This window comes from Cellulosimicrobium sp. CUA-896, assembly GCF_001942335.1.
GTDB lineage: Bacteria > Actinomycetota > Actinomycetes > Actinomycetales > Cellulomonadaceae > Cellulosimicrobium.
Map to the genome: position 1 here is coordinate 106,486 of NZ_MKKH01000066.1, position 20,481 is coordinate 126,966.

At 75.8% G+C, this 20,481-nt stretch carries 18 protein-coding genes and 3 pseudogenes; 1 reads left to right on the plus strand and 20 read right to left on the minus strand.

Features of this window, described 5'->3' with window-relative positions; translation table 11 throughout:
- Positions 1–451: 451 nt before the first annotated feature.
- Entirely contained in the window at positions 452–1,114 is a 663-nt protein-coding gene (locus BJF88_RS16095) for a murein hydrolase activator EnvC (protein WP_083649214.1), read from the plus strand.
- 62 nt (positions 1,115–1,176) lie between these two features.
- Here BJF88_RS16095 and BJF88_RS16100 read toward each other — a convergent pair whose 3' ends face one another.
- From BJF88_RS16100 to BJF88_RS16195, 20 genes and pseudogenes are all read right to left on the minus strand, one after another.
- Complete coding sequence (locus BJF88_RS16100; protein WP_075829554.1) at positions 1,177–2,073, minus strand: tyrosine-type recombinase/integrase; 897 nt, start codon at positions 2,071–2,073, stop codon at positions 1,177–1,179.
- A gap of 205 nt (positions 2,074–2,278) precedes the next feature.
- On the minus strand, positions 2,279–3,619 hold the full coding sequence (gene dprA / locus BJF88_RS16105; RefSeq protein ID WP_075829524.1) for a DNA-processing protein DprA: 1,341 nt from the start codon (positions 3,617–3,619) through the stop codon (positions 2,279–2,281).
- The gene (locus tag BJF88_RS16110; protein ID WP_075829525.1) at positions 3,612–5,147 is read right to left on the minus strand and encodes a YifB family Mg chelatase-like AAA ATPase; all 1,536 of its coding nucleotides are present in this window, start codon (positions 5,145–5,147) and stop codon (positions 3,612–3,614) included. The genes dprA and BJF88_RS16110 overlap by 8 nt, the downstream gene beginning before the upstream one ends.
- Positions 5,147–5,506, minus strand: a complete 360-nt coding sequence (locus tag BJF88_RS16115) for a YraN family protein (RefSeq protein WP_075829526.1) — start codon at positions 5,504–5,506, stop codon at positions 5,147–5,149. Before BJF88_RS16115 ends, BJF88_RS16110 begins: the two co-directional genes overlap by 1 nt.
- 148 nt (positions 5,507–5,654) lie before the next feature.
- A complete protein-coding gene (locus BJF88_RS16120) occupies positions 5,655–5,954 on the minus strand; it encodes a DUF2469 domain-containing protein (protein ID WP_024840525.1) in 300 nt (99 codons plus the stop codon).
- Between the two features lie 37 nt (positions 5,955–5,991).
- Entirely contained in the window at positions 5,992–7,017 is a 1,026-nt protein-coding gene (locus BJF88_RS23890; protein ID WP_369824649.1) for a ribonuclease HII, read from the minus strand.
- Complete coding sequence (gene lepB / locus BJF88_RS16130; protein WP_255372102.1) at positions 7,014–7,841, minus strand: signal peptidase I; 828 nt, start codon at positions 7,839–7,841, stop codon at positions 7,014–7,016. The genes BJF88_RS23890 and lepB overlap by 4 nt, the downstream gene beginning before the upstream one ends.
- A gap of 136 nt (positions 7,842–7,977) precedes the next feature.
- Entirely contained in the window at positions 7,978–8,337 is a 360-nt protein-coding gene (gene rplS, locus BJF88_RS16135; RefSeq protein WP_069387031.1) for a 50S ribosomal protein L19, read from the minus strand.
- 227 nt (positions 8,338–8,564) lie between these two features.
- Positions 8,565–9,427: pseudogene (gene trmD, locus BJF88_RS16140) on the minus strand (tRNA (guanosine(37)-N1)-methyltransferase TrmD).
- Position 9,428: 1 nt separating this feature from the next.
- Positions 9,429–9,968, minus strand: a complete 540-nt coding sequence (rimM, locus tag BJF88_RS16145; protein WP_075829527.1) for a ribosome maturation factor RimM — start codon at positions 9,966–9,968, stop codon at positions 9,429–9,431.
- A gap of 170 nt (positions 9,969–10,138) precedes the next feature.
- Positions 10,139–10,377, minus strand: a pseudogene (locus BJF88_RS16150) (RNA-binding protein).
- Complete coding sequence (gene rpsP / locus BJF88_RS16155; protein WP_075829528.1) at positions 10,377–10,811, minus strand: 30S ribosomal protein S16; 435 nt, start codon at positions 10,809–10,811, stop codon at positions 10,377–10,379. The pseudogene BJF88_RS16150 and the gene rpsP overlap by 1 nt, the downstream one beginning before the upstream one ends.
- Before the next feature lie 183 nt (positions 10,812–10,994).
- The gene (locus BJF88_RS16160; protein ID WP_075829529.1) at positions 10,995–12,119 is read right to left on the minus strand and encodes an amidohydrolase family protein; all 1,125 of its coding nucleotides are present in this window, start codon (positions 12,117–12,119) and stop codon (positions 10,995–10,997) included.
- A 52-nt stretch (positions 12,120–12,171) separates the two neighbouring features.
- Positions 12,172–13,777: pseudogene (ffh, locus tag BJF88_RS16165) on the minus strand (signal recognition particle protein).
- 113 nt (positions 13,778–13,890) lie between these two features.
- On the minus strand, positions 13,891–15,708 hold the full coding sequence (locus BJF88_RS16170; protein ID WP_075829530.1) for a [protein-PII] uridylyltransferase: 1,818 nt from the start codon (positions 15,706–15,708) through the stop codon (positions 13,891–13,893).
- A 17-nt stretch (positions 15,709–15,725) separates the two neighbouring features.
- Positions 15,726–16,064, minus strand: coding sequence for a P-II family nitrogen regulator (locus tag BJF88_RS16175; protein ID WP_075829531.1), 339 nt, complete (start codon positions 16,062–16,064; stop codon positions 15,726–15,728).
- Positions 16,061–17,335, minus strand: a complete 1,275-nt coding sequence (locus BJF88_RS16180) for an ammonium transporter (protein ID WP_075829532.1) — start codon at positions 17,333–17,335, stop codon at positions 16,061–16,063. The genes BJF88_RS16175 and BJF88_RS16180 overlap by 4 nt, the downstream gene beginning before the upstream one ends.
- A gap of 270 nt (positions 17,336–17,605) precedes the next feature.
- Positions 17,606–18,787 carry a signal recognition particle-docking protein FtsY gene (gene ftsY / locus BJF88_RS16185; protein WP_075829533.1) on the minus strand — a complete coding sequence of 394 codons (1,182 nt, stop codon included), beginning with the start codon at positions 18,785–18,787 and terminating at the stop codon, positions 17,606–17,608.
- Positions 18,788–18,848: 61 nt separating this feature from the next.
- Complete coding sequence (locus BJF88_RS16190) at positions 18,849–19,331, minus strand: hypothetical protein (RefSeq protein WP_075829534.1); 483 nt, start codon at positions 19,329–19,331, stop codon at positions 18,849–18,851.
- Positions 19,332–19,474: 143 nt separating this feature from the next.
- Positions 19,475–20,481: AAA family ATPase (locus tag BJF88_RS16195; RefSeq protein WP_158068962.1), on the minus strand; the 1,007-nt coding region annotated here is incomplete at its 5' end.

Sequence of the window (20,481 nt, forward strand, 5' to 3'; positions counted from 1 at the left end):
GCGCTCCGGCGGCCCCCTCGCGAGGCGGGCCGCGACTGCGGTTGTCGGTGCGGTCCACGGCGGAACGCACCCCTGGCGCCACCCGTGCCGACGCCCGCTCGCACGGGGTGCGGGCGGGACCGACGCCGGACGCGGCCCGCAGGATCCCGGCGGACCGGGACGGGAAGCGGGAGCGTGGCGCGCGAAGTCGACCGGTCCGGCCCGTCGTCCCGCCGCCTCCGGACGCCGGAGCGCCGAGCGACGAACGAGGCGGCTGGTGGCCGTGCCGATCGCGTCGACCAGTCTACCCGACCGCCGGGGCACGGCCGACGCTGCGAGGCGCGGGACGGCGTGCCTCGCGGCGACACCCTCGACCACAGCCTCGGGCCGACGTCCGTCGGCTCCTCCCGTCGTCCACAGCCGGGTCGTCGGCGCGTGCACGCTCGGCCGCCCGCACGGCACGCTGCCGGGCATGACGACGCCCGCCGCCGTGGCCGACCGCAGCTCGGCACGCCCCTCCGTCCGGTCGACCGCGCTCGCGCTCTGCGTCGTGGTCCCGGCCCTGGTCGGCGTCCACGCGGGCCCTCCCGCCACGGCCGCCGGCGCGGCCGGACCACCGGCGCACGGCGACCGCCCCCTGCGGGCACCGGCGGACGGGTTCTCCCCCGGCCGGCTGCGCGAGGACCCCGCGGGCTGGGTCCCGCCGCTGGAACGCCCGGACGACGCCCTCGGCGTCCTCGCCCCGTTCGACCCCCCGGCGCAGGACTGGCTCGCGGGACACCGCGGCGTCGACCTCGCCGCGACCCCGGGCGAGGTCGTGCGCTCCCCCGCGCCCGGCGTCGTCACGTTCGCCGGCCCGGTCGCCGGGCGCGACGTGCTCGTGGTGCTGCACGACGACGGGCTGCGCACCTCGGTGGAACCCGTCACGGGGACCGTCGGCCCGGGAGCGCGCGTGGGCCGCGGGACGCCGGTCGGGACCGTCGAGGTGGTGCCGGGCGGGCCGACGTCGTCCCACCGCGGCGGGCACTGCGCGCGCACGTGCGTCCACTGGGGCGTGCGTCGCGGCGAGCGCTACCTCGACCCGCTCGGGCTGCTCGGTGACCGGTCCCCGATCGTGCTCCTGCCCCTCGGCTGAGGGGCGCCCTGACCCGTGCCGACCGCGCGCCCGGGACCACCGGCGCAGGCGCGCCGTCCGGCTCAGGCGCGCGGGAACGCCTGCTCGAACGAGCTGCGCAACCGCTCCGCGGTCACGTGCGTGTAGCGCTGCGTCGTCGCGAGCGAGGAGTGCCCGAGGATCTCCTGGACGCTGCGCAGGTCGGACCCGCCGGCGAGCAGGTGCGTGGCGGCGCTGTGGCGCAGGTCGTGGGGCGCGACGTCCTCGACCCCCGCCGCCGCCGCGAGCCGGTGCACCGCGTCGCGCACCTGCCGCGGCCCCCAGCGGCCACCGCGGTCGCCGACGAGCAGCGCCGCGCCGGACCGAGCGGTGACGACGGCGGGGCGGCCCGCCTCGAGCCACCTCCGCACCGCGCGCGCGGCGGGGACCCCGAACGGCACGACGCGGTCCTTGTCCCCCTTGCCGAGCACCCGCACGGTCCGCCCGTCGAGGTCGACGTCGTCCACGTCGACCCCCGAGAGCTCTCCGACGCGGATCCCCGCCCCGTACAGCAGCTCGGCCGCGGCCCACTCCCGCAGGCGCGCGGGCGTCCCGTCGTCGGCGGCGGCGCGCGCGGCGTCCAGCAGCCGTGCGGCCGCGTCGACGGCGAGGACGGTCGGCAGCGTCCGTGGCACCCGGGGGCTCGCGAGGCGCGCCGACGGGTCGGCCGCGACGCGCCCCGTGGTGCGGGCCCAGTCGAAGAAGGCGCGCGCCGCAGCGCCGCGGCGCGCGAGCGTGGCGCGGGCGAGCCCCCGCTCGGAGAGCTCGGTGAGCCACGAGCGGAGCGTGGAGAGCCGGACGGCGTCGAGCGTCGCAGCGCCCTCGGCGGCCGCGTGCCGGAGCAGGTCGGCGACGTCACCGGCATAGGCGCGCACGGTGTGCTCCGACACCCCCCGGTCCACCGCGAGGTGGGCGGCGAAGTCGTCCAGGGCGACGGCCAGCGGCGCCGGCACCCCCGGCGCGGCCTCGGCCTCCGTCGTGGCCCCGCCCGGGGCCGTGGCCCCGCCCGTGGCCGCGTCCTGCGGGTCCGTCCTCCCCTGCGTCGCAGGTCGCCTCCGGTGGTCCACGTCCCAGTGTGCCGTGCACGGCCCGCGGGCCCCCGCAGGCGCTCCGGGCGCGGGGCGGCCCGGTGGCCGACCCGCCCCGTCACGCACTGCCGGCCCCCTCCGGGGGGACGACCCGGCGCCATCCGCCCGCCACGCGCTCGGCGTGGCCCGACAGCTCGAGCCGGCCGAGCGCTCCGAGCGTCTCGGGCACGGCGAGACCGGCGGTGCGCGCGACCGACCCGACCGGCCGGCCGACGCGCAGCGGCAACGCGTCCCACGCCCTCGTCTCGACCTCGTCGAGGCCGTCGTGCGGCGCTGCCCGTTCCCCGTCGGGCGGCGGCCCGGGCTGGAGCGCGTCCCGCCCCAGCTCTCCCGCGAGCTCCGCGACCTCGGCCGCGTCCGTCACGCAGACGGCGGTCCCGTCGCGCAGCAGCCGGTGGCAGCCTGACGACGCCATCGACGTCACCGGGCCGGGCACGACGCCGACGGGCCGCGAGAGCTCCGCTGCGCGCGCCGCCGTGCTCAGGGACCCCGACCGCCACGCCGCCTCCACGACGACCGTCGCCCCGGAGAACGCCGCGATGAGCCGGTTGCGCAGCAGGAACCGGACGCGGCTGGGCACGGATCCCGGCGGCACCTCGGACACCACGGCACCGCCGGACGCCGTCACCGTACGCAGCAGCTCGACGTTCCCGGCGGGGTACAGGCGGTCGACGCCCCCGGCGAGGAACGCGACGGTGGGACCGTCGGCGGCGAGCGCACCCCGGTGCGCCATGGCGTCGATCCCGTACGCCCCGCCGGACACGACCGTGAAGCCGCGTCCGGCGAGCCCGGTCGCGAGCTCGCCGGTGACGTGCCGCCCGTAGTCGGTGCAGGCGCGGGCACCGACCACGGCGACCGACCGACGGGACGCGGCCGCGAGGTCGGGCGCTCCCCGGACCCAGAGCCCGAGCGGTGCCGCCGGGCCGAGGTCGTCGACCCGTGCCGGCCATCCCGGGTCGCCGGGCACGAGGAAGGCGCCACCGAGCCGCTCGAGCACGTGCAGCTCGCGCCGGGGATCCAGGCCCTCGAGGCGCGGCGCCCACCGGCCGAGGGCGCGCAGGACCCGCGGCACCGGACCCTGCCGCTCGCGCTCCGGCTCCATCGGGAGGACGCCGGCGAGCACCGCGCGTCGGCCCGGTGCGGGGCGCTCCGCCGGCGCGCCGGGCGGCCGGGCCTGCTCCCCGAGGTGGGCGAGCGTGCTGCGCGCCGCCGCCGGTTCCCGCACGGCGTCGTAGACCCACGCGAGCGCCTCCGCCGCCCCGAGGGCGCGCACCAGTGCGCCGGCGACCTCGTCCCCGGGCTCGGCGATCCGGCACCACGCCGCGCGGGCGAGCCGGTCGTCGGCGACGTCGAAGACCGGCTCCGGGTGGGACCCCGGGGCGACCACCCGGTCAGCCACGGTGACCCCGCGTGCGCAGCGCGAGACCCTGGCCGATGTCGGCCCGTGACGGCGCCGCGCGACCGGCGAGGTCCGCGACCGTCCAGGCGAGGCGCAGCACGCGGTCGGCGCCGCGCAGGCTCAGGGACCCACGGTCGAGCGCGGTGTCGACGTCGCGCAGCAGCGCGGGGTCCGGCCCCAGCCGGTCCCGCAGCCACGTGCCCGGGACCTCGGCGTTCGTGCGCCAGCCCGTCCCGGCGAGGCGGGCGGCGGCCGCCTCCCGCGCGGCGCGGACGCGTGCGGCCACGGCGGCGCTCGACTCGGGGCGCGCACCGTTCGCGCGCTCGACCCGCGAGACCGGACGCACCTCGACCTGGACGTCGACGCGGTCGAGCAGCGGCCCCGAGAGGCGGCCGAAGTACCGCCGCTGCGCGACGGCGCTGCACGTGCAGTCCAGCCCCTTGCCCACGGCCCTGCCGCAGGGGCACGGGTTCGCGGCGAGGACGAGCTGGAAGCGGGCCGGGTACCGCGCGGTGCCTCCGGCGCGGTGGATCACCAGCTCGCCGTGCTCGAGCGGCTGGCGCAGCGTCTGCAGCACGCGCGCCCCGAACTCGGGCGCCTCGTCGAGGAACAGCACGCCCCGGTGCGCGCGCGACGCCGCTCCCGGCCTCGGCAGACCGCTGCCGCCCCCGACGATGGCCGCGGGCGTGGCGGTGTGGTGCGGGTCCTCGAACGGAGGGCGGCGCACCAGCCCCGCCCCGGGGTCGAAGACGCCGGCGACCGAGTGCACCGCCGTGACCTCGACGGCCTCGCTCTCCGTGAGGTCGGGCAGGATCCCGGGCAGGCGGGAGGCGAGCATCGTCTTCCCGGCACCAGGTGCCCCGACGAGGAGGAGGTGGTGGCCGCCGGCCGCCGCCACCTCGAGCGCGTGGCGCGCCTCGTCCTGGCCGAGCACGTCGACGAGGTCGCCGTCGCGACGCACGACGGCGGACGGCCGCGCGGCCGGGACCGCCACGTGCCCCGCAGGTCGCTCGAGGTCGGCCCCGTGGAGCCGCGCGACGTCGGCGAGGTCGACGGCCCCGACGACCCGCGCGCCGGGCACCAGCCGCGCCTCCGGCTCGTCGGCCGCCGGCACCACGACGTCGGGGAACCCCGCGTCGACCGCCGCCGCCACCGCCGGGAGGACCCCTCGCACCGGCTGCAGCCTGCCGTCGAGACCGAGCTCCCCCAGGTGCACGACGCGCTCGACGTCGGAGGTGCCGAGGATCCCGGCGCCGGCGAGCGTCGCGACCGCGATCGCGAGGTCGAACGTCGTCCCGGACTTCGGCAGCGCGGCGGGTGAGAGGTTGACGGTGATCTTGCGCTGCGGCCACGTCAGGCCCGACGACGCGACGGCCGCGCGCACGCGGTCGCGCGACTCGCTGAGCGCCGTGTCCGGCAGACCCACGAGGACGAACCCCGGGACGGAGGCCGCGATGTGCGCCTGGACCTCGACGACGTGACCGGTCAGGCCGACGAGCGCGACGGCGCGCGTGGTACCGAGGGCCATCAGGCGCTCACCCCCGCGAGGTGCTCGACCTGCGCGGCGCCGGCACGCGGCACGACGACCGCCACCACGTCGATGCGCACCGAGCGCGCGCCCACGTCGTGCGTCGCGAGCCACTGGCCGGTGAGCCGGCGCAGCCGCGCCAGCTTCGCCGGCGTCACGGCCTGCGCCGGGTGCCCGTAGGCGGTGCCTCGGCGCGTCTTGACCTCGACGGCGACGAGCACGTCCCCGTCGAGCGCGACGACGTCGAGCTCGCCGTCGTGCCCGCGCCAGTTGCGGTCGAGCACGGTCCACCCCGCCTCGACCAGGTGGGCCGCGGCCACCCTCTCCCCGTACCGCCCGACGGCGTCCTTCGCTCCCATGGGCTCACCTCCGCGGCCCACGGTGCGCCCACGCCGGACGCTCCCGCCACGCGCCGTCGCGCGGCTGGGGACGAGACCCCCGGCGGCCGTGCCTGTGCACGGCCAGCGCACCCGTGCGGCGGCGCAGAGCCTCAGAGGCGCCGCGGCCTCAGAGCTGGAGCTCGGCCTTCGCGAGCTCCTCGACGTTGACGTCCTTGAACGTCACCACACGCACCGACTTCACGAACCGTGCCGACCGGTAGACGTCCCAGACCCACGCGTCCGCGAGGCGCAGCTCGAAGTAGACTTCGCCCGCGGCCGAGCGCACCTGGAGGTCGACCTGGTTCGCCAGGTAGAAGCGGCGTTCGGTCTCCACCACGTACGAGAACAGACCCACCACGTCGCGGTACTCGCGGTACAGCGCGAGCTCCATCTCGGTCTCGTAGTTCTCGAGGTCTTCGGCACTCACGCTCCCATCATGGACCATCGAGGCCGCGAGCCGTGGCTCAGCCGCGGTGCGCCGCCACGGCGTCGAGCCTGAGGTCGAGGGCCACCTCGGACGAGGCCGACCCGTCGTGCCCGACCTCGTCCGGCGCGGCCTCGTCCAGCGCGGCCTCGTCCAGCGCGGCCTCGTCGAGCGCGGCCTCGTCGAGCGCCGTCATCGCCACCGCGTCCTGGAGCACCAGGACGTCGCGCCGGTCGGGCGCGCCCCCGTCGCCGAGAGTGCCGTCGGCACCGTCGGCACCGTCGTGGCTGCCGGGCAGCCGCCAGCTGCGCCGGTGCTGCGGCGTGGGGCCGTGCTCGCGCAGCGCCGCGACGTGGTTCGCCGCGCCGTAGCCCTTGTTCTGGTCCCAGCCGAACGCGGAGTACTGCCGCGCCAGGTTGGTCATCAGCCCGTCGCGCTCGGTCTTCGCGAGCACGCTCGCCGCGGCGACGGACGCGCACTGCAGGTCGGCCTTGACCAGGGTCCGCACGTGCGGTTCGAGCAGGCGGTCGTCGCCGTGCGGGTCGAGGTCGAACGCCTCGAAGAGGTCGACGGCGGCCGGGCGGCTCAGCCAGTCGTGCTTGCCGTCGAGCAGCACCGCGTCGACGTCCCCGACGGTGCGTCGTACCTGCGCGAGGGCTCGTCTGCCCGCGAGGCGGAGGGCGCCGACGATGCCGTGCGCGTCGATCTCGGCGGGCCCCGCGTGCCCGACCGCCCAGGCGAGGCACCAGGACCGGGCGAGCGGGACGAGCGCCTCGCGCGCCGCGGCGGTGAGCAGCTTGGAGTCGGTCAGGCCGGGCGGGCACGGCCTCGTGGTCAGGTCGACGACGACCACCCCCACCGACACGGGGCCCGCGAGCGCGCCGCGGCCGACCTCGTCCATCCCGGCGACCACGCGTGCGCCCCCGCGCAGCAGCGCACGCTCCTGGCGCAGGTCGGGACGCCGTCGCCGGACCGGCGTGCGCGCCGCCGCGCGGGCGTCACGCCCGGCACGCCGCGGAGCGTCGCGGTCCCCGGCACCGCCGGCGTCCACGACCGGGAGGGTCACGGCTCGTCCGCGGGCACGTCGGCGAACACGTCACCGGGGTTGCGCAGAAGCTCGGCGTGCGAGAGCGGCCAGACCTTGACGAAGGCGGTGCCGACCACGTTGCCCATCGGGACGTAGCCGCCCCCGGGCTTGCCGGTGTTGTAGCGCGAGTCCTGCGAGTTCTGCCGGTTGTCGCCCATGACGAACAGCATGTCGTCCGGCACGGTCCGGTCGAACGGGTCCTGGCTCGGGACCGAGCCGGGCTTGATGTACGTCTCGTCGACGGGCTCGCCGTTGACGCTCACGCGTCCTTCGGCGTCGCAGCACACGACGTGGTCGCCGGGGACCCCGACGACGCGCTTGATGAGGTGCTCGCCGGTGTCCTGCGGGAGCAGGCCCACGAACGTCAGGGCGGTGCGGACCGCCTCGGCGAACGGGCTCTGGTCCTGCGGCGGAGCGGGCGGCAGCCAGCCTCCCGGGTCCTTGAAGACGACGACGTCACCACGGTGGACGTCGAACGCGCCGGGGACGAGCCGGGACACCATGACGCGGTCCCCCTCGACGAGCGTGTCCTCCATCGAGGCGCTCGGGATGAAGAAGGCCTGCACGAGGAAGGTCTTGATGAGCAGCGACAGGACCAGCGCGCTCACGACGATGATCGCCGTCTCGCGCAGCAGCGACGGCTTGCGGGCGCGCGACGTCCGCCCGGCGGGGCGCTCGGGCGGCCCCGCCGGACGCTCCTCGCCGGGGACGTCGTCCCCCGCGGAGGCGTCGACGGCTGCCGCGGACGCGCGCGGGGGGCGGGCGTCGGGTCGCGAGCCGCTGGAGGAGGCGCTGTCGGTCACGCGTTCACCATGCCATCTTCGAGGTGCATCCGGGAAAACGAGGGACGGGTGTCGGGCGGGCCGTCGGCGGCGGCCCGCCCGGACGACGACGGGCGGCCGCCCCGGAGGGGACGGCCGCCCGTGCGCACAGGGTCGATCAGCGAGCGGGCGCGGTCTCGCGCTTCTCCTTGATCTTCGCCTTCTTGCCGCGCAGCGCGCGCAGGTAGTACAGCTTCGCCCGGCGGACGTCGCCGCGGGTGACGACCTCGACGGACTCGATCGTGGGCGAGTGCACCGGGAACGTGCGCTCGACGCCGACGCCGAAGCTGATCTTGCGGACCGTGAAGGTCTCGCGGACGCCGTGGCCCTGGCGCGCGATGACGACGCCCTGGAAGGCCTGGACGCGGGAGCGGTTGCCCTCGACGACCTTGACGTTGACCTTCAGCGTGTCACCGGGGCGGAAGTCCGGGACGTCGGTGCGCAGCGATGCCGCGTCGACGCTGTCCAGCGTGTGCATGGTGCTTCTCCTCGCCCGCCACAGGTCGGACGCGTGCTCGTGCCCGGTCGTGCCGGGCGGTTCTCGTCAGGACGGTGCACGACCCTGCCGGCGCGTCGCGCCGGGCCGGTCGGCGCGCCTACGGCTCCCGGTCGTCCCCTGTGGCAGAGACCGGGAATCGGCGCACACCGAGGACTCATTCTGCCACACCGGCGCGGCGGCCCTCCCGGCGGCGCCGGCGCACGGCGTCAGTCGCGGTCGGCGAGCTCCAGGCGCCCGTCGCGGACCTGCCACCCCGCCTCCGCGAGCACGTCGACGTCGTGCGCGTCGAGCGTCGCGGCGTCGAGCGCGCGGACCATGTCCGGGCGGCGGGCGGCCGTGCGACGCAGGGCCTCGTCGCGGCGCCAGCGGTGGATCCGCGCGTGGTGGCCGGACAGCAGCACGTCCGGCACCTCGAGGTCCGCCCAGGCGGGCGGCTTCGTGTAGACGGGGTACTCCAGCAGCCCGGCCGCGCCGTGCGACTCCTCGACGAGGGACTCCGGGTTCCCGACGACGCCGGGGAGCAGTCGCGCCACCGCCTCGACGACCACGAGGGCGGCCACCTCGCCCCCGTTGAGCACGTAGTCCCCGATCGACAGCTCGCTGACCCGCACGCCCCGGGACCGGTAGTGCTCGGCCACGCGCGCGTCGATGCCCTCGTACCGCCCGCACGCCACGACGAGGTGTCCCTCGCGTGCCAGCTCCTCGGCCGTGCGCTGGGTGAAGGTGGTGCCCGACGGCGTGGGGATCACGAGGTGCACCGGGGCGCCGCTCCTCGCGGGCGGCACCGCGTCGTCGCTCCTGTCGGGGTCCGCGTCGCCCACGTCGCCCACGACGCCCGCGTCGAGGCCCGCGACGGCGTCGATCGCACGCCCCCACACGTCGGGCCGCATGACCATGCCCGCTCCCCCGCCGAACGGCGTGTCGTCCACCGTGCGGTGCCGGTCGCTGGTCCAGGCGCGCAGGTCGTGCACGCGCAGGTCGAGGATGCCCGCCGCGCGCGCTTGCCGACGAGAGACAGGTCGAGCGCGGCGAGGTAGTCGGGGAAGATCGAGACGACGTCGACGCGCACGTCAGTCCTCCTCGGGCGTCGCGACGTCGAGCCGCGCCGCGTCCGACGCGAGGAGGCCGCCGGGCGGGTCGAGGACGACGCGTCCGCCCGGGACGTCCACGACGGGCACGATGGCTCGGACGAACGGGACGAGCGTGCGCGTGCCGTCGGGCTCGCGCAGGACGAGCAGGTCGTGCGCCGGGGCCTCCTGGAGCCCTTCGACACGCCCGAGCTCGGTCCCGTCGACGGACTCGGCGCGCAGCCCGGCCAGCTCGTGCGCGTACCAGGCGTCCTCCTCGTCGGACTCCTCGACGTCCACGACGAGCTCGACGCCGCGCAGCGCCTCGGCGGCGGTGCGGTCCGCGACGCCCTCGAAGCGGACGAGCCAGCGGCCCTGGTGCACGCGGGCGGACACCACGGTGAGCGGGCCGGCGTCGGCCGGCTCGGTGGGCAGCGCCGCACCGACGGCGAGCCGCGCCTCGGGGTCGTCGGTGCGCACGTCGAGCGCGACCTCCCCGCGCAGTCCGTGGGCCTTCCCGATGCGGGCGACGGTCAGCTGCATCGTCGTTGTCCTCCGGTCGTTCGGTGTGGGCCTGTGTCGTCGCGACCGCCGTCGCTCCTGTCGTCGCGGCGCTCGTGCCCCGGTCGCGCCCCGGGTGCGAGAAGACCCGGCCCGCCGGGCGGCGGGCCGGGTCTCGGTGTCCCGTGGGACGGGGTCGTGCGTGGACGCGCTCAGCGGCGGTCGACGTCGACGACGTCGACCCGCACCGGCCCGTCGGTCGCGAGCGCCCGACGACGGTGCGCAGCGCGCGCGCCGTGCGCCCGCCCCGGCCGATGACCCGGCCGAGGTCGTCGGGGTGCACCCGCACCTCGAGCAGGTCACCACGGCGCAGCGTCTTGGCGTTCACCCGGACGTCGTCCGGGTTGTCCACGATGCCGCGCACGAGGTGCTCGAGGGCGTCCGCGAGCATCAGGCCTGCTCGTCGCTCGACGCGGTGTCGTCGGACTCGGCGGCCTCCGCGGGCGCCTCCGCCTTCTTCTCCGCGGCCTTGGCCTTGATCTTCTCGGCGTCGGCCGCAGCGGCCTCGACCGCGGCGGTGGCGTCGGCCTTCTCGCCCTTGACCTTGAGCGTGCCCTCGGCGCCGGGCAGGCCCTTGAACTTCTGCCAGTCGCCGGTGATCTTCAGGAGCGCGAGGACCTGCTCGGACGGCTGCGCGCCGACACCGAGCCAGTACTGCGCGCGGTCCGAGGTGATCTCGATGAACGAGGGCTCCTCGGTCGGGTGGTACTTGCCGATCTCCTCGATCACGCGACCGTCGCGCTTGGTGCGCGAGTCGGCGACGACGACACGGTAGTACGGCGCACGGATCTTGCCGAGACGCTTCAGACGAATCTTGACGGCCACTGTGGTGGTCACTCCTGGTTCTGGTGTGGGTGAGCGCGCACGCGTCCTGGTGGGGCCAGGACCGCTGTGGGAGCTCAGGACGCGACAGGCACGGTGAGAGGGGCCGGGCATGCCGGGTACCGGGACATTGTGCCAGACCGGCGACGGGCGACCAAGCCGCCGACGACCGTCCCGGCGGCGCGGTCAGGTGGGCCGCGGCGCGACGACCTGGCCCCGCAGCACGACGGCGGTCGGCGCCCGCAGCACGTCGATGTCGCGCCGCGGGTCCGCCGGGTAGACGACGAAGTCCGCGGACGCGCCCTCCACGAGCGACGTGAAGCCCAGGTGAGCGCGCCCCTGCCAGCTCGCGGCAGCGACGACGTCGGCGGCCGGGATGCCCGCCGCGACGAGCTCGGCGCACTCGTCGGCGACGCGTCCGTGCCCGATCGTGCCCCCCGCGTCCGTCCCGACGAGGAGCGGCACGCCCGCCTCGTGGAGGGCACGGGCCTGCTCGTACCGGCGCGCGTGCAACCGGCGCATGCGCGCGGCGAACCGGGGGTACCGGTCGTCGGCCCGGCGGGCGATGTCCTCGAACCGGCCGACCTGGAGCAGCGTCGGGGTCACGGCGACGCCGCGCTCCGCGACCTCGGCCATGACCTCGGGGCGGATGCCCGTGCCGTGCTCGATGCCGTCGACCCCCGCCGCGAGCAGCGACGGCACGACCTCCTCGGAGAACGCGTGCACCGTGACGCGGGCGGCCTCGGCGTGCGCGACGGCGACGGCTTCGGCGAGCAGGTCGTCGGGCCACAGCGGACGCAGGTCGCCGTCGGCGCCGAGGTCACGGTCGATCCAGTCGCCGACGAGCTTGACCCACCCGTCCCCCGAGCGCGCCTCGCGCCGGACCGCCTCGGGGAGCTGCGCGACGTCGTCCAGCTCGAGCCCGTAGTGCCGCAGGTACCGCTTGGGGCGCGCGAGGTGCTGTCCGGCACGCACCAGCCGCGGGAGGTCGTCGCGCGCCTGGATCCACCGCGTGTCCGCCGGGGAGCCGGCGTCCCGCACGAGCAGGACGCCGCTGTCACGGTCGGCGACCGCCTGCTCCTGCGCCGTCGCGGCGTCGACCGCCCCGTCCGCGCCGAGCCCGACGTGGCAGTGCACGTCCACCAGGCCCGGCAGGACCCACCCCTCGAGCTCGACCATCCTGGTGCCCTGCGCGGACGGCCGCGTCAGGGTGACGCGCCCGTCCTTGACCCACAGGTCGCCGACCTCGCGGTCGTCCCCGACGAGGACGCGGCCGCGGACGTGCAGCGTGGGGCCTTCGAGCGCGGACATGCTGCTCCCGGGGACGGACTCGTGGTGCCGGCGGCGGACGGACGGCCGCGGCTCAGCGGCCGAGCAGCTTGTCGAAGCCGGGCGGCAGCTGCACGTCGTCGGGGACCTGGGCGCCCGGCTGCCGCCGCCCACGCCGAACGACGACCCTGCCGGCGCCGAGGAGCGCGGCGCCTCGCCTGCTGCCCGGGCCGCGGCGGCGCGCTCCTGCGCGGCGCGCTTCGCCGGGTTGCCCGACTTGCCCTTGACCTTGCGCTGCGGCGTCTGGCGGCCGCGCGACTTCTTGCCGCCCATCCCGGGGAGGCCGCCCATCCCCGGCATGCCCGGCATGCCGCCGCCCTTGCCCATCTGGCGCATCATCTTCTGCGCGCCCGCGAAGCGCTCGAGGAGCTGGTTGACGTCGGCCGTCGTGCGCCCGGAGCCGCGTGCGATGCGCGCGCGCCGCGAGCCGTTGATGATCTTCGGGTTCTCGCGCTCCGCCGGGGTCATCGAGCGGATGATCGCCTCGATGCGGTCGACCTCGCGCTCGTCGAAGTTCTCGAGGGCCTCGCGCATCTGCCCCATGCCGGGCAGCATGCCCAGCATCTTCTTCATCGAGCCCATGTTCTTCATCTGCTGCATCTGCACCAGGAAGTCCGCGAGCGTGAAGTCCTGACCGGACTCGAGCTTCTCGGCCATCTTCGCGGCCTGCTCGGCGTCGAACGCCTTCTCGGCCTGCTCGATGAGCGTGAGGACGTCGCCCATGTCGAGGATCCGCGACGCCATGCGGTCGGGGTGGAACGCCTCGAAGTCGGTGAGCTTCTCACCGGTGGACGCGAAGAGGATCGGGCGTCCGGTGACGCCCGTGACGGACAGCGCGGCGCCACCGCGCGCGTCGCCGTCGAGCTTGGTGAGTACGACGCCGGTGAAGTCGACGCCCTCCTCGAAGGCCTTCGCGGTCGCGACGGCGTCCTGGCCGATCATCGCGTCGATGACGAACAGGATCTCGTCCGGCGTCACCGCGTCGCGGATGTCCGCGGCCTGCTGCATGAGCACGGAGTCGAGGCCGAGCCGGCCGGCGGTGTCGACGATCACCACGTCGTGCTGGCGCTGGCGCGCGGTCTGGAGACCGTCGCGCGCGACGGCGACCGGGTCGCCGATGACGTCGTCGACCTCGACGTCGCTCTGGTTGCCGGGGTGCGGGGCGAACACGGGGACGCCGGCGCGCTCGCCGACCACCGACAGCTGGGTGACGGCGTTGGGGCGCTGGAGGTCGGCCGCGACGAGGAGCGGCGTGTGGCCCTGCTCGCGCAGGTGGAGCGCGAGCTTGCCCGCGAGCGTCGTCTTCCCGGCGCCTGGAGGCCGGCGAGCATGATCACCGTCGGCGGGGTCTTCGACAGCCGCAGTCCCCGGCTCTCGCCGCCGAGGATCGCCACGAGCTCCTCGTTGACGATCTTGACGACCTGCTGGGCGGGGTTGAGCGCGCCCGAGACCTCGGCGGACAGGGAGCGCTCGCGGACCGTGCCCGTGAACTCGCGCACCACGGGCACGGCGACGTCGGCGTCGAGCAGGGCGCGACGGATCTCGCGGATCGTCGCGTCGATGTCCGCCTCCGACAGCCGACCCTTCGTCCGCAGGTTCTTGAAGGTCGAGGTCAGTCGGTCCGACAGCGTGTTGAACACCGCGTCATCCTCATCAGTCGCCGGTCGTCTCGTGCGGATCGCGTGCCGACGGCGCAGCGGCTCTCCTCGATGCCGGGGAGCGCCGCGCGCCCGCGCGTCCGCGAGCGACCAGCCTACCCGGCGGAACCCTCCTGCCCGCCCTCGGCCCGCAGCGCGCTCGCCGTCGCACCCACGAGGTCGTCCACGAGCCGGGCGCGCCACGCCGTCCACGCGCCCGGGCGCAGCGACGACGCGTCCGCCTCGGTGAGGGCGCGCAGCACCTCGAGCAGGTCGACCCGGTGGTCGACGGCCGCGGCCAGCTCGGCGACGGTCGCCGGGTCGTCGGGGTCCTGGGTCACGGCGAGCCGCGAGAGGGTGAGGTGGTGGCGCACGAGGCGCGCGACGTCGGCCACGACGCCCTCGTCGAACCCCATCCGTCGCAGGATCGGCGGTGCGAGCCGCGCACCCTCGACCGAGTGGTCGGCGGCCCCGGCCCGCTTGCCGATGTCGTGCAGCACCGCGGACAGGAGCAGCACGTCGGCGCGCGCCACGTCCTTGCGGTCGCGCGCGGCCCGCGCCACGACCTCCACGAGGTGCCGGTCGACGGTGTGCCGGTGGACGGCGGCGCGCTGCGGACGGTTGCGGACCCCCGCCCACTCGGGGATCCAGCGGGTGACCACGCCCGCGAGGTCGAGCGCCTCCCAGACCGCGACCTGCGCCTGACCGGACGCGAGGAGGGACAGGAACGCGGTGCGTGCGGGCTTCGGCCACGGCTCGGGCAGGGGCGGGCACTGCGCGAGGCTCGCGACGGAGACCGGCGAGAGCGTCAGCCCGGTGCGTGCCGCGGTCGCGGCGGCGCGCAGGGACAGCAGCGGGTCCGACTCCGGGTGGGCGTCGACCGCGAGCACGAGCTCGCCGTCGTGCTCGACCAGCCCGTCTCCCACCGAGCGCAGGCGCGGGGCGGCGCGCCGGCCGCGCACCAGCACGGGCCGGCGGGCCACCGACGGGCGCTGCAGGGCCTGGCGTGCGCGCCGCACCGTCGTGTCCAGGGCGTACGAGATCTCGCGGCCGGCCTCGGCGAGGCTCGCGAGCAGCTCGTCCGGGTCGTCGAACCCCGACAGGTCGGCGACCTCGTCGAGGTCGGCCAGCAGCAGCCTGCTGCTGTGCCGGCCCGTGACGACCTGCAGCGTGTCGCGCACGTCGAGCAGGTGCGCGTACGCACGGTCGACCGAGCCGTGCGGACGGTCCGTCAGCCACGTCGCCGCGAGGGCCGAGAGGACGACCGCGTCGCGGATCCCGCCGCGGGCCTCCTTGAGGTCCGGCTCGACGAGGTACGCGAGCTCCCCCGCGCGCTCGGCCCGCTCGCGCGTGGAGGACAGCAGCTCGGGCAGCCGGCGCCGCGACGCCGAGCGCCAGTCGGTGAGCACCGCCGACGACGCGCGGTGCACGACGACGGCGTCCCCCGCCACCGCGCGGACGTCGAGCCAGCCCACCGCGGCCGGGACGTCCTTCGACGCGACCTGGCGGCACTGGGCGAGCGAGCGCACCGCGTGGTCGAGGTCGACGCCGGCGTCCCAGAGCGGGTACCAGAGCCGCTGGGCGACCTGCGCGACCTCGTCGGCGGAGTGGCTGCGCCCGTCGTGGACGAGGACGAGGTCGAGGTCGCTCACCGGCCCCATGTCGCCGCGGCCGAGGCTGCCCACCGCCGCGAGCGCGATGCCGTCGGGTGCGACGTCGTCCGTCGCCTCCTTCCACAGGCTCTCGAGGCTCGTGGTGACGAGCTCGACGACGGCGGCGCGCCGGGCGACGCCGCTGCGGCCGCGGCCGCTCATGGATCGGGCGAGGCCCAGCGTCCGAGCGCGGAGGTCCCGCACCCCCTCGGGGTGCGGGACCTCCGTCCGGTCCGCCGGCCCGCCCCCGCTGCCCACCGGGGACGAGGCGTGGTCCGTCATGCGTGGTGTCCGCCGCCTCAGAGGGCGCCGGGGCCGTGCTCGCCGGTGCGCACCCGGGCGACGTCCTCGACCGGGACGGTCCAGACCTTGCCGTCGCCGATCTTGCCGGTCTGGGCCGCCTTGACGATCGCCTCGGTCACGGCGACCGAGTCCGCGTCGTCGACGAGCACCTCGATGCGGACCTTGGGGACCAGGTCGACCGTGTACTCGGCGCCGCGGTAGACCTCGGTGTGGCCCTTCTGGCGGCCGTAGCCGCTGGCCTCGCTGACGGTCATGCCGCGCACGCCCGCTGCCTCCAGCGCCGACTTCACGTCGTCGAGACGGTGCGGCTGGATGATTCCCGTGACGAGCTTCATGCTCGGACCTCCTTGATGACGCTTCCCTGCTGGATCGTCTCGTACGCCGTCTCGCCGTGCACCGCGAGGTCGATGCCGCCGACCTCCGCGTCCTCGCTGACCCGCCAGCCCATGGTGGCCTTGAGGGCGAACGCGATGACCGTCGTGACGACGAGCGAGAAGGCGACCGCGACCAGCGCGATGATGACCTGGACCAGGAGCTGGTTGACGCCCCCGCCGTAGAACAGGCCCGTCTCGGTCGCGAGGAAGCCGATGCCGACGGTGCCCCAGAGGCCGGCGACGAGGTGCACGCCGACGACGTCGAGCGAGTCGTCGTAGCCGAACCGGTACTTGAGGCCGACCGCGAGGGCCGACAGCACACCGGCGACGACGCCCAGCACGAGCGAGCCGACCGGGTCGAGCGAGCCGGCCGCCGGGGTGATGGCGACGAGACCGGCCACGACGCCCGAGGCCGCGCCCAGCGAGGTCGCGTGGCCGTCGCGGATCTTCTCGGTGACGAGCCAGCCGATGATGGCGGCGGCGGTGGCCGCGGTCGTGTTGACCCAGGCGAGGCCGGCGAAGCCGTCGGCGGTGAAGGCGGACCCGGCGTTGAACCCGAACCAGCCGAACCACAGCAGCGCGGCGCCGAGCATCACGAACGGGAGGTTGTGGGGCCGCATCGGCTCGGTGCCGAAGCCCTTGCGCTTGCCGACGATGAGCGCGAGCGCGAGGCCCGCCGCACCGGCGTTGATGTGGACGACCGTGCCGCCCGCGAAGTCGATCGGCGCGGCGATCGAGGCGAACGGGCCGTCACCGGACAGCAGGCCGCCGCCCCACACCATGTGCGCCATCGGGAAGTAGCAGAGCGTGACCCAGATGCCCGTGAAGACCATCCAGGTGCCGAACTTCACGCGGTCCGCGATCGCACCGGAGATGAGCGCCGTGGTGATGATGGCGAACGTCGACTGGAACGCGACGCCGACGATGCCGGGAACGCCGTAGTCGTCCACGAGGAACTCGCCCGCGTCGTCGTAGATCGCTCCCGACAGGCCGAACTGCTCGAACGGGTTGCCGATGATCCCCCCGACGTCCGACCCGTAGGACATCGACCAGCCCCACAGGACGTAGACGACGCCGATGACGGCCATCGCGCCGAACGACATCATCATCATGTTCAGTACGGACTTGCCGCGAACCATGCCCCCGTAGAACAGCGCAAGCCCTGGTGTCATCAGGAGCACGAGCGATGCTGACATCAGCATCCACGCGGTAGCTCCGGTGTCCAGCTCCATGTGAATCTCCCCTCGCCAGCCGGGCGGCCGGTCAGGGAATACGGTGGTCGCGCCGGGTTTCACCGGGGCTGTCGTCGTGTTACGGGGATGTGACAAGCGTCCGTCCGGCGTAAACGTTCGGTTTCACGAGGGCCCGGGGCGACCGCCCGGCCCGCGTCGCGATCCCCTCGTGATCTCTCCGTGACCCGATCGTGATGCGCGCACGGCGACGGGCGCGGCGGCGGGCGCGGCGGCGGACCGGGCCCGCGCGAGGAGGGCCCGCCGCCCGCGTCACTCCCCCAGGAGCCCGTCCACGAACTGCTCGGGGTCGAACGGCGCGAGGTCGTCGGGACCCTCGCCGAGCCCGACGAGCTTGACCGGCACGCCGAGCTCGCGCTGGACCGCGACGACGATCCCGCCGCGCGCCGTCCCGTCGAGCTTCGTGAGCACGATGCCCGTGACCCCCGCGACCTCGCCGAAGACGCGCGCCTGGTTGAGGCCGTTCTGGCCCGTCGTCGCGTCGAGCACGAGGAGCACCTCCGACAGCGGGGCCTCCTTCGTGATCACGCGCCGGATCTTGCCGAGCTCGTCCATGAGCCCGGCCTTGTTCTGCAGGCGCCCGGCGGTGTCGACGAGGACGACGTCGACGTTCTCGGAGCGACCGCGCCGCACGGCGTCGAAGGCGACGGCGGCGGGGTCCGCGCCGTCCCGGTCCGCGCGCACGGTGGGCACGCCGACCCGCGCGCCCCACGTCTGGAGCTGGTCGGCCGCCGCGGCGCGGAACGTGTCGGCGGCACCGAGCACGACGCTGCGGTCCTCCGCGACGAGGACGCGCGCGAGCTTGCCCACCGTGGTCGTCTTGCCGGTCCCGTTGACGCCGACGACGAGGACCACCGCGGGCACGGGCCCGTCCGGCCCGACGCTCGGCGTCGTCCCGAGGCTGCGGTCGAGCGTCGGGTCGACGAGCGCGACGAGCTCCTCGCGCAGCAGCGCGCGCACGCTCTGCGGGTCCCGGACGCCGAGCACGCGCACCCGGGTGCGCAGCGACTCCATGAGCTCGGCCGCGGGGCCCGCGCCCACGTCGGCGAGGAGGAGGGTCTCCTCCAGCTCGTCCCAGTCGTCCTCGGACAGGTGGTCCCGCGAGAGCACGGACAGCAGGCGCGCCCCCAGCGGCGATCCCGTGCGCGCGAGGCGGTCGCGCAGGCGCACGAGGCGGCCGCCGACGGGCTCGGGTCGCTCGACGCCCGGGGCCGGGACGGTCGCAGGCGCGGGCTCGCGCGTGCTCGGCGGCGTCCCCGCCTCCGCGACCCGCTCGTCCGGCGGCTCCTGGCCGACGTCGGTCGTCGCCCCGCGCGGGACGGTCGGCCCCGGCGCGCCGCGGCGCCGTCGACGGACGGTCGTGGTGCCGGCGGTGACGAGGCCGACGAGGAACAGGGCGCCGACGATGATCCACACGAGAGCGAGGTCGTTCACGCGGGCAGTCTCTCAGACGGGGGTCGGCGGCACGCGGCGGCCACGGTGCCGCGTGGGACGGTCAGGCGCGCGGCACCCGGTCCTGGCCGTCGGGCGGCGGGGCCGGCACGGGAGCAGAGGGCACCGGAGGGACGGGCGCGGGCAGGGCGCCGTGCCCGGGTCCGAGCGGAGCAGGATGCGCCACGGGCCGCGCGCGCACGCCGTGGTGGTGCAGCGGCCGCACGGCGCGCTCGCGCGCCCGGTGCCACACCTCGGTCAGCTCCTCCGCGTCCACGTACGCCGGGGTGTGGACCTCGGTGGCGGCGAAGAAGTCGTCCATGCTGGTGTCCACCGGGCGCGGGAGCCGCACGGTGGCCGGTCGCTCGGTCCCGCGGGGCTCGCGCCGTCGGCCGCCGCGCAGCCCCGAGCGGAAGTTCCTCCAGAAGCCGCGCAGCCCCTCGTCGTCCGGTGCCGGCGTCTCCGCGCGGGCGACGACGCTGGCGAAGAGGAACACCACCGCGGCCGCGCCGAGGGTGATCCCGAGCCACACGAACATCCACGCCATGAGGACCAGTATCCGCAGCGGCTCGGGGGCGTCGAGCGGCGTGCGGCACGGCCGACGATCGCCACCACATCTTCACACGGGGCGGGATCGCCGCGTTCCGCACCCCGTGCGCGCCGGACGCGGCGGGGCCCAGGGCGCGCCCCTCAGACCGCGGCGGGCTCGCGCGACTCGCGCAGCCGCTGGCTGATGACCGTGGTCACGCCGTCCCCCCGCATCGTCACCCCGTACAGCGCGTCCGCGATCTCCATCGTGCGCTTCTGGTGCGTGACGACGATGAGCTGCGAGTCCTCCTGGAGCTCGCGGAAGATCTCGAGGAGGCGTCCCAGGTTGACGTCGTCGAGCGCCGCCTCCACCTCGTCCATGACGTAGAACGGCGAGGGCCGGGCCTTGAAGATCGCGACGAGCAGCGCGACGGCGGTGAGCGATCGCTCGCCGCCGGACAGCAGCGAGAGGCGCTTGACCTTCTTGCCCGCGGGGCGGGCCTCGACCTCGATACCTGTCGTCAGGAGTTCGTCGGGGTCCGTGAGCACGAGGCGCCCCTCCCCGCCCGGGAACATGCGCGCGAAGACCCGCTCGAACTGCTCCGCCGTGTCGCGGTAGGCGTCGGCGAACACGCGCTCGACGCGCTCGTCGATCTGCCGCACGATCTCGAGCAGGTCGGCGCGCGACTTCTTGAGGTCGGCGAGCTGGTCCGCCAGGAACTTGTGCCGCTCCTCCAGCGCCGCGAACTCCTCGAGCGCGAGCGGGTTGACCTTCCCGAGCCGCGACAGGTCGCGCTCGGCCGCCTTGAGCCGCTTCTCCTGCGCCGCCCGGTCGTAGGGCACCGAGGGTGCGGCTCCCTCCTCGTCGCCGGGGTCCGCGGAGCCGGCCGGCGGCGACACGGGGACGGGCCGGTGCGGGCCGAACTCCTCGACGAGCACCTCGGGGTCCATGCCGAGCTCGTCGACGCTGCGCGCCTGGAGCTGCTCGATCCGCAGCTGCTGCTGCGCGCGCGCCACCTCGTCGCGGTGCGCGACGTCGGTCAGCTCCCGCAGCCGCGTGGCGAGCTGGTCGACGTGGGTCCGCGCCCCCGTGACCGCGGCGTCGCGCTCGCGCGTGCGGCCTCGGCCGCGTCCCGCTCCGCGCCCGCCCGCGCGAGCGAGCGCTCGAC

What these genes read in the sequence shown, in the direction of transcription:
- BJF88_RS16095 (WP_083649214.1), top strand. Translation starts at nt 452, where the DNA reads ATGACGACGCCCGCCGCCGTGGCCGACCGCAGCTCGGCACGCCCCTCC.
- BJF88_RS16110 (WP_075829525.1), bottom strand. Translation starts at nt 5,147, where the DNA reads ATGGCCCTCGGTACCACGCGCGCCGTCGCGCTCGTCGGCCTGACCGGT.
- BJF88_RS16115 (WP_075829526.1), bottom strand. Translation starts at nt 5,506, where the DNA reads ATGGGAGCGAAGGACGCCGTCGGGCGGTACGGGGAGAGGGTGGCCGCG.
- rplS (WP_069387031.1), bottom strand. Translation starts at nt 8,337, where the DNA reads ATGCACACGCTGGACAGCGTCGACGCGGCATCGCTGCGCACCGACGTC.
- rimM (WP_075829527.1), bottom strand. Translation starts at nt 9,968, where the DNA reads ATGCAGCTGACCGTCGCCCGCATCGGGAAGGCCCACGGACTGCGCGGG.
- BJF88_RS16160 (WP_075829529.1), bottom strand. Translation starts at nt 12,119, where the DNA reads ATGTCCGCGCTCGAAGGCCCCACGCTGCACGTCCGCGGCCGCGTCCTC.
- BJF88_RS16170 (WP_075829530.1), bottom strand. Translation starts at nt 15,708, where the DNA reads ATGACGGACCACGCCTCGTCCCCGGTGGGCAGCGGGGGCGGGCCGGCG.
- BJF88_RS16175 (WP_075829531.1), bottom strand. Translation starts at nt 16,064, where the DNA reads ATGAAGCTCGTCACGGGAATCATCCAGCCGCACCGTCTCGACGACGTG.
- BJF88_RS16180 (WP_075829532.1), bottom strand. Translation starts at nt 17,335, where the DNA reads ATGGAGCTGGACACCGGAGCTACCGCGTGGATGCTGATGTCAGCATCG.
- BJF88_RS16190 (WP_075829534.1), bottom strand. Translation starts at nt 19,331, where the DNA reads ATGGCGTGGATGTTCGTGTGGCTCGGGATCACCCTCGGCGCGGCCGCG.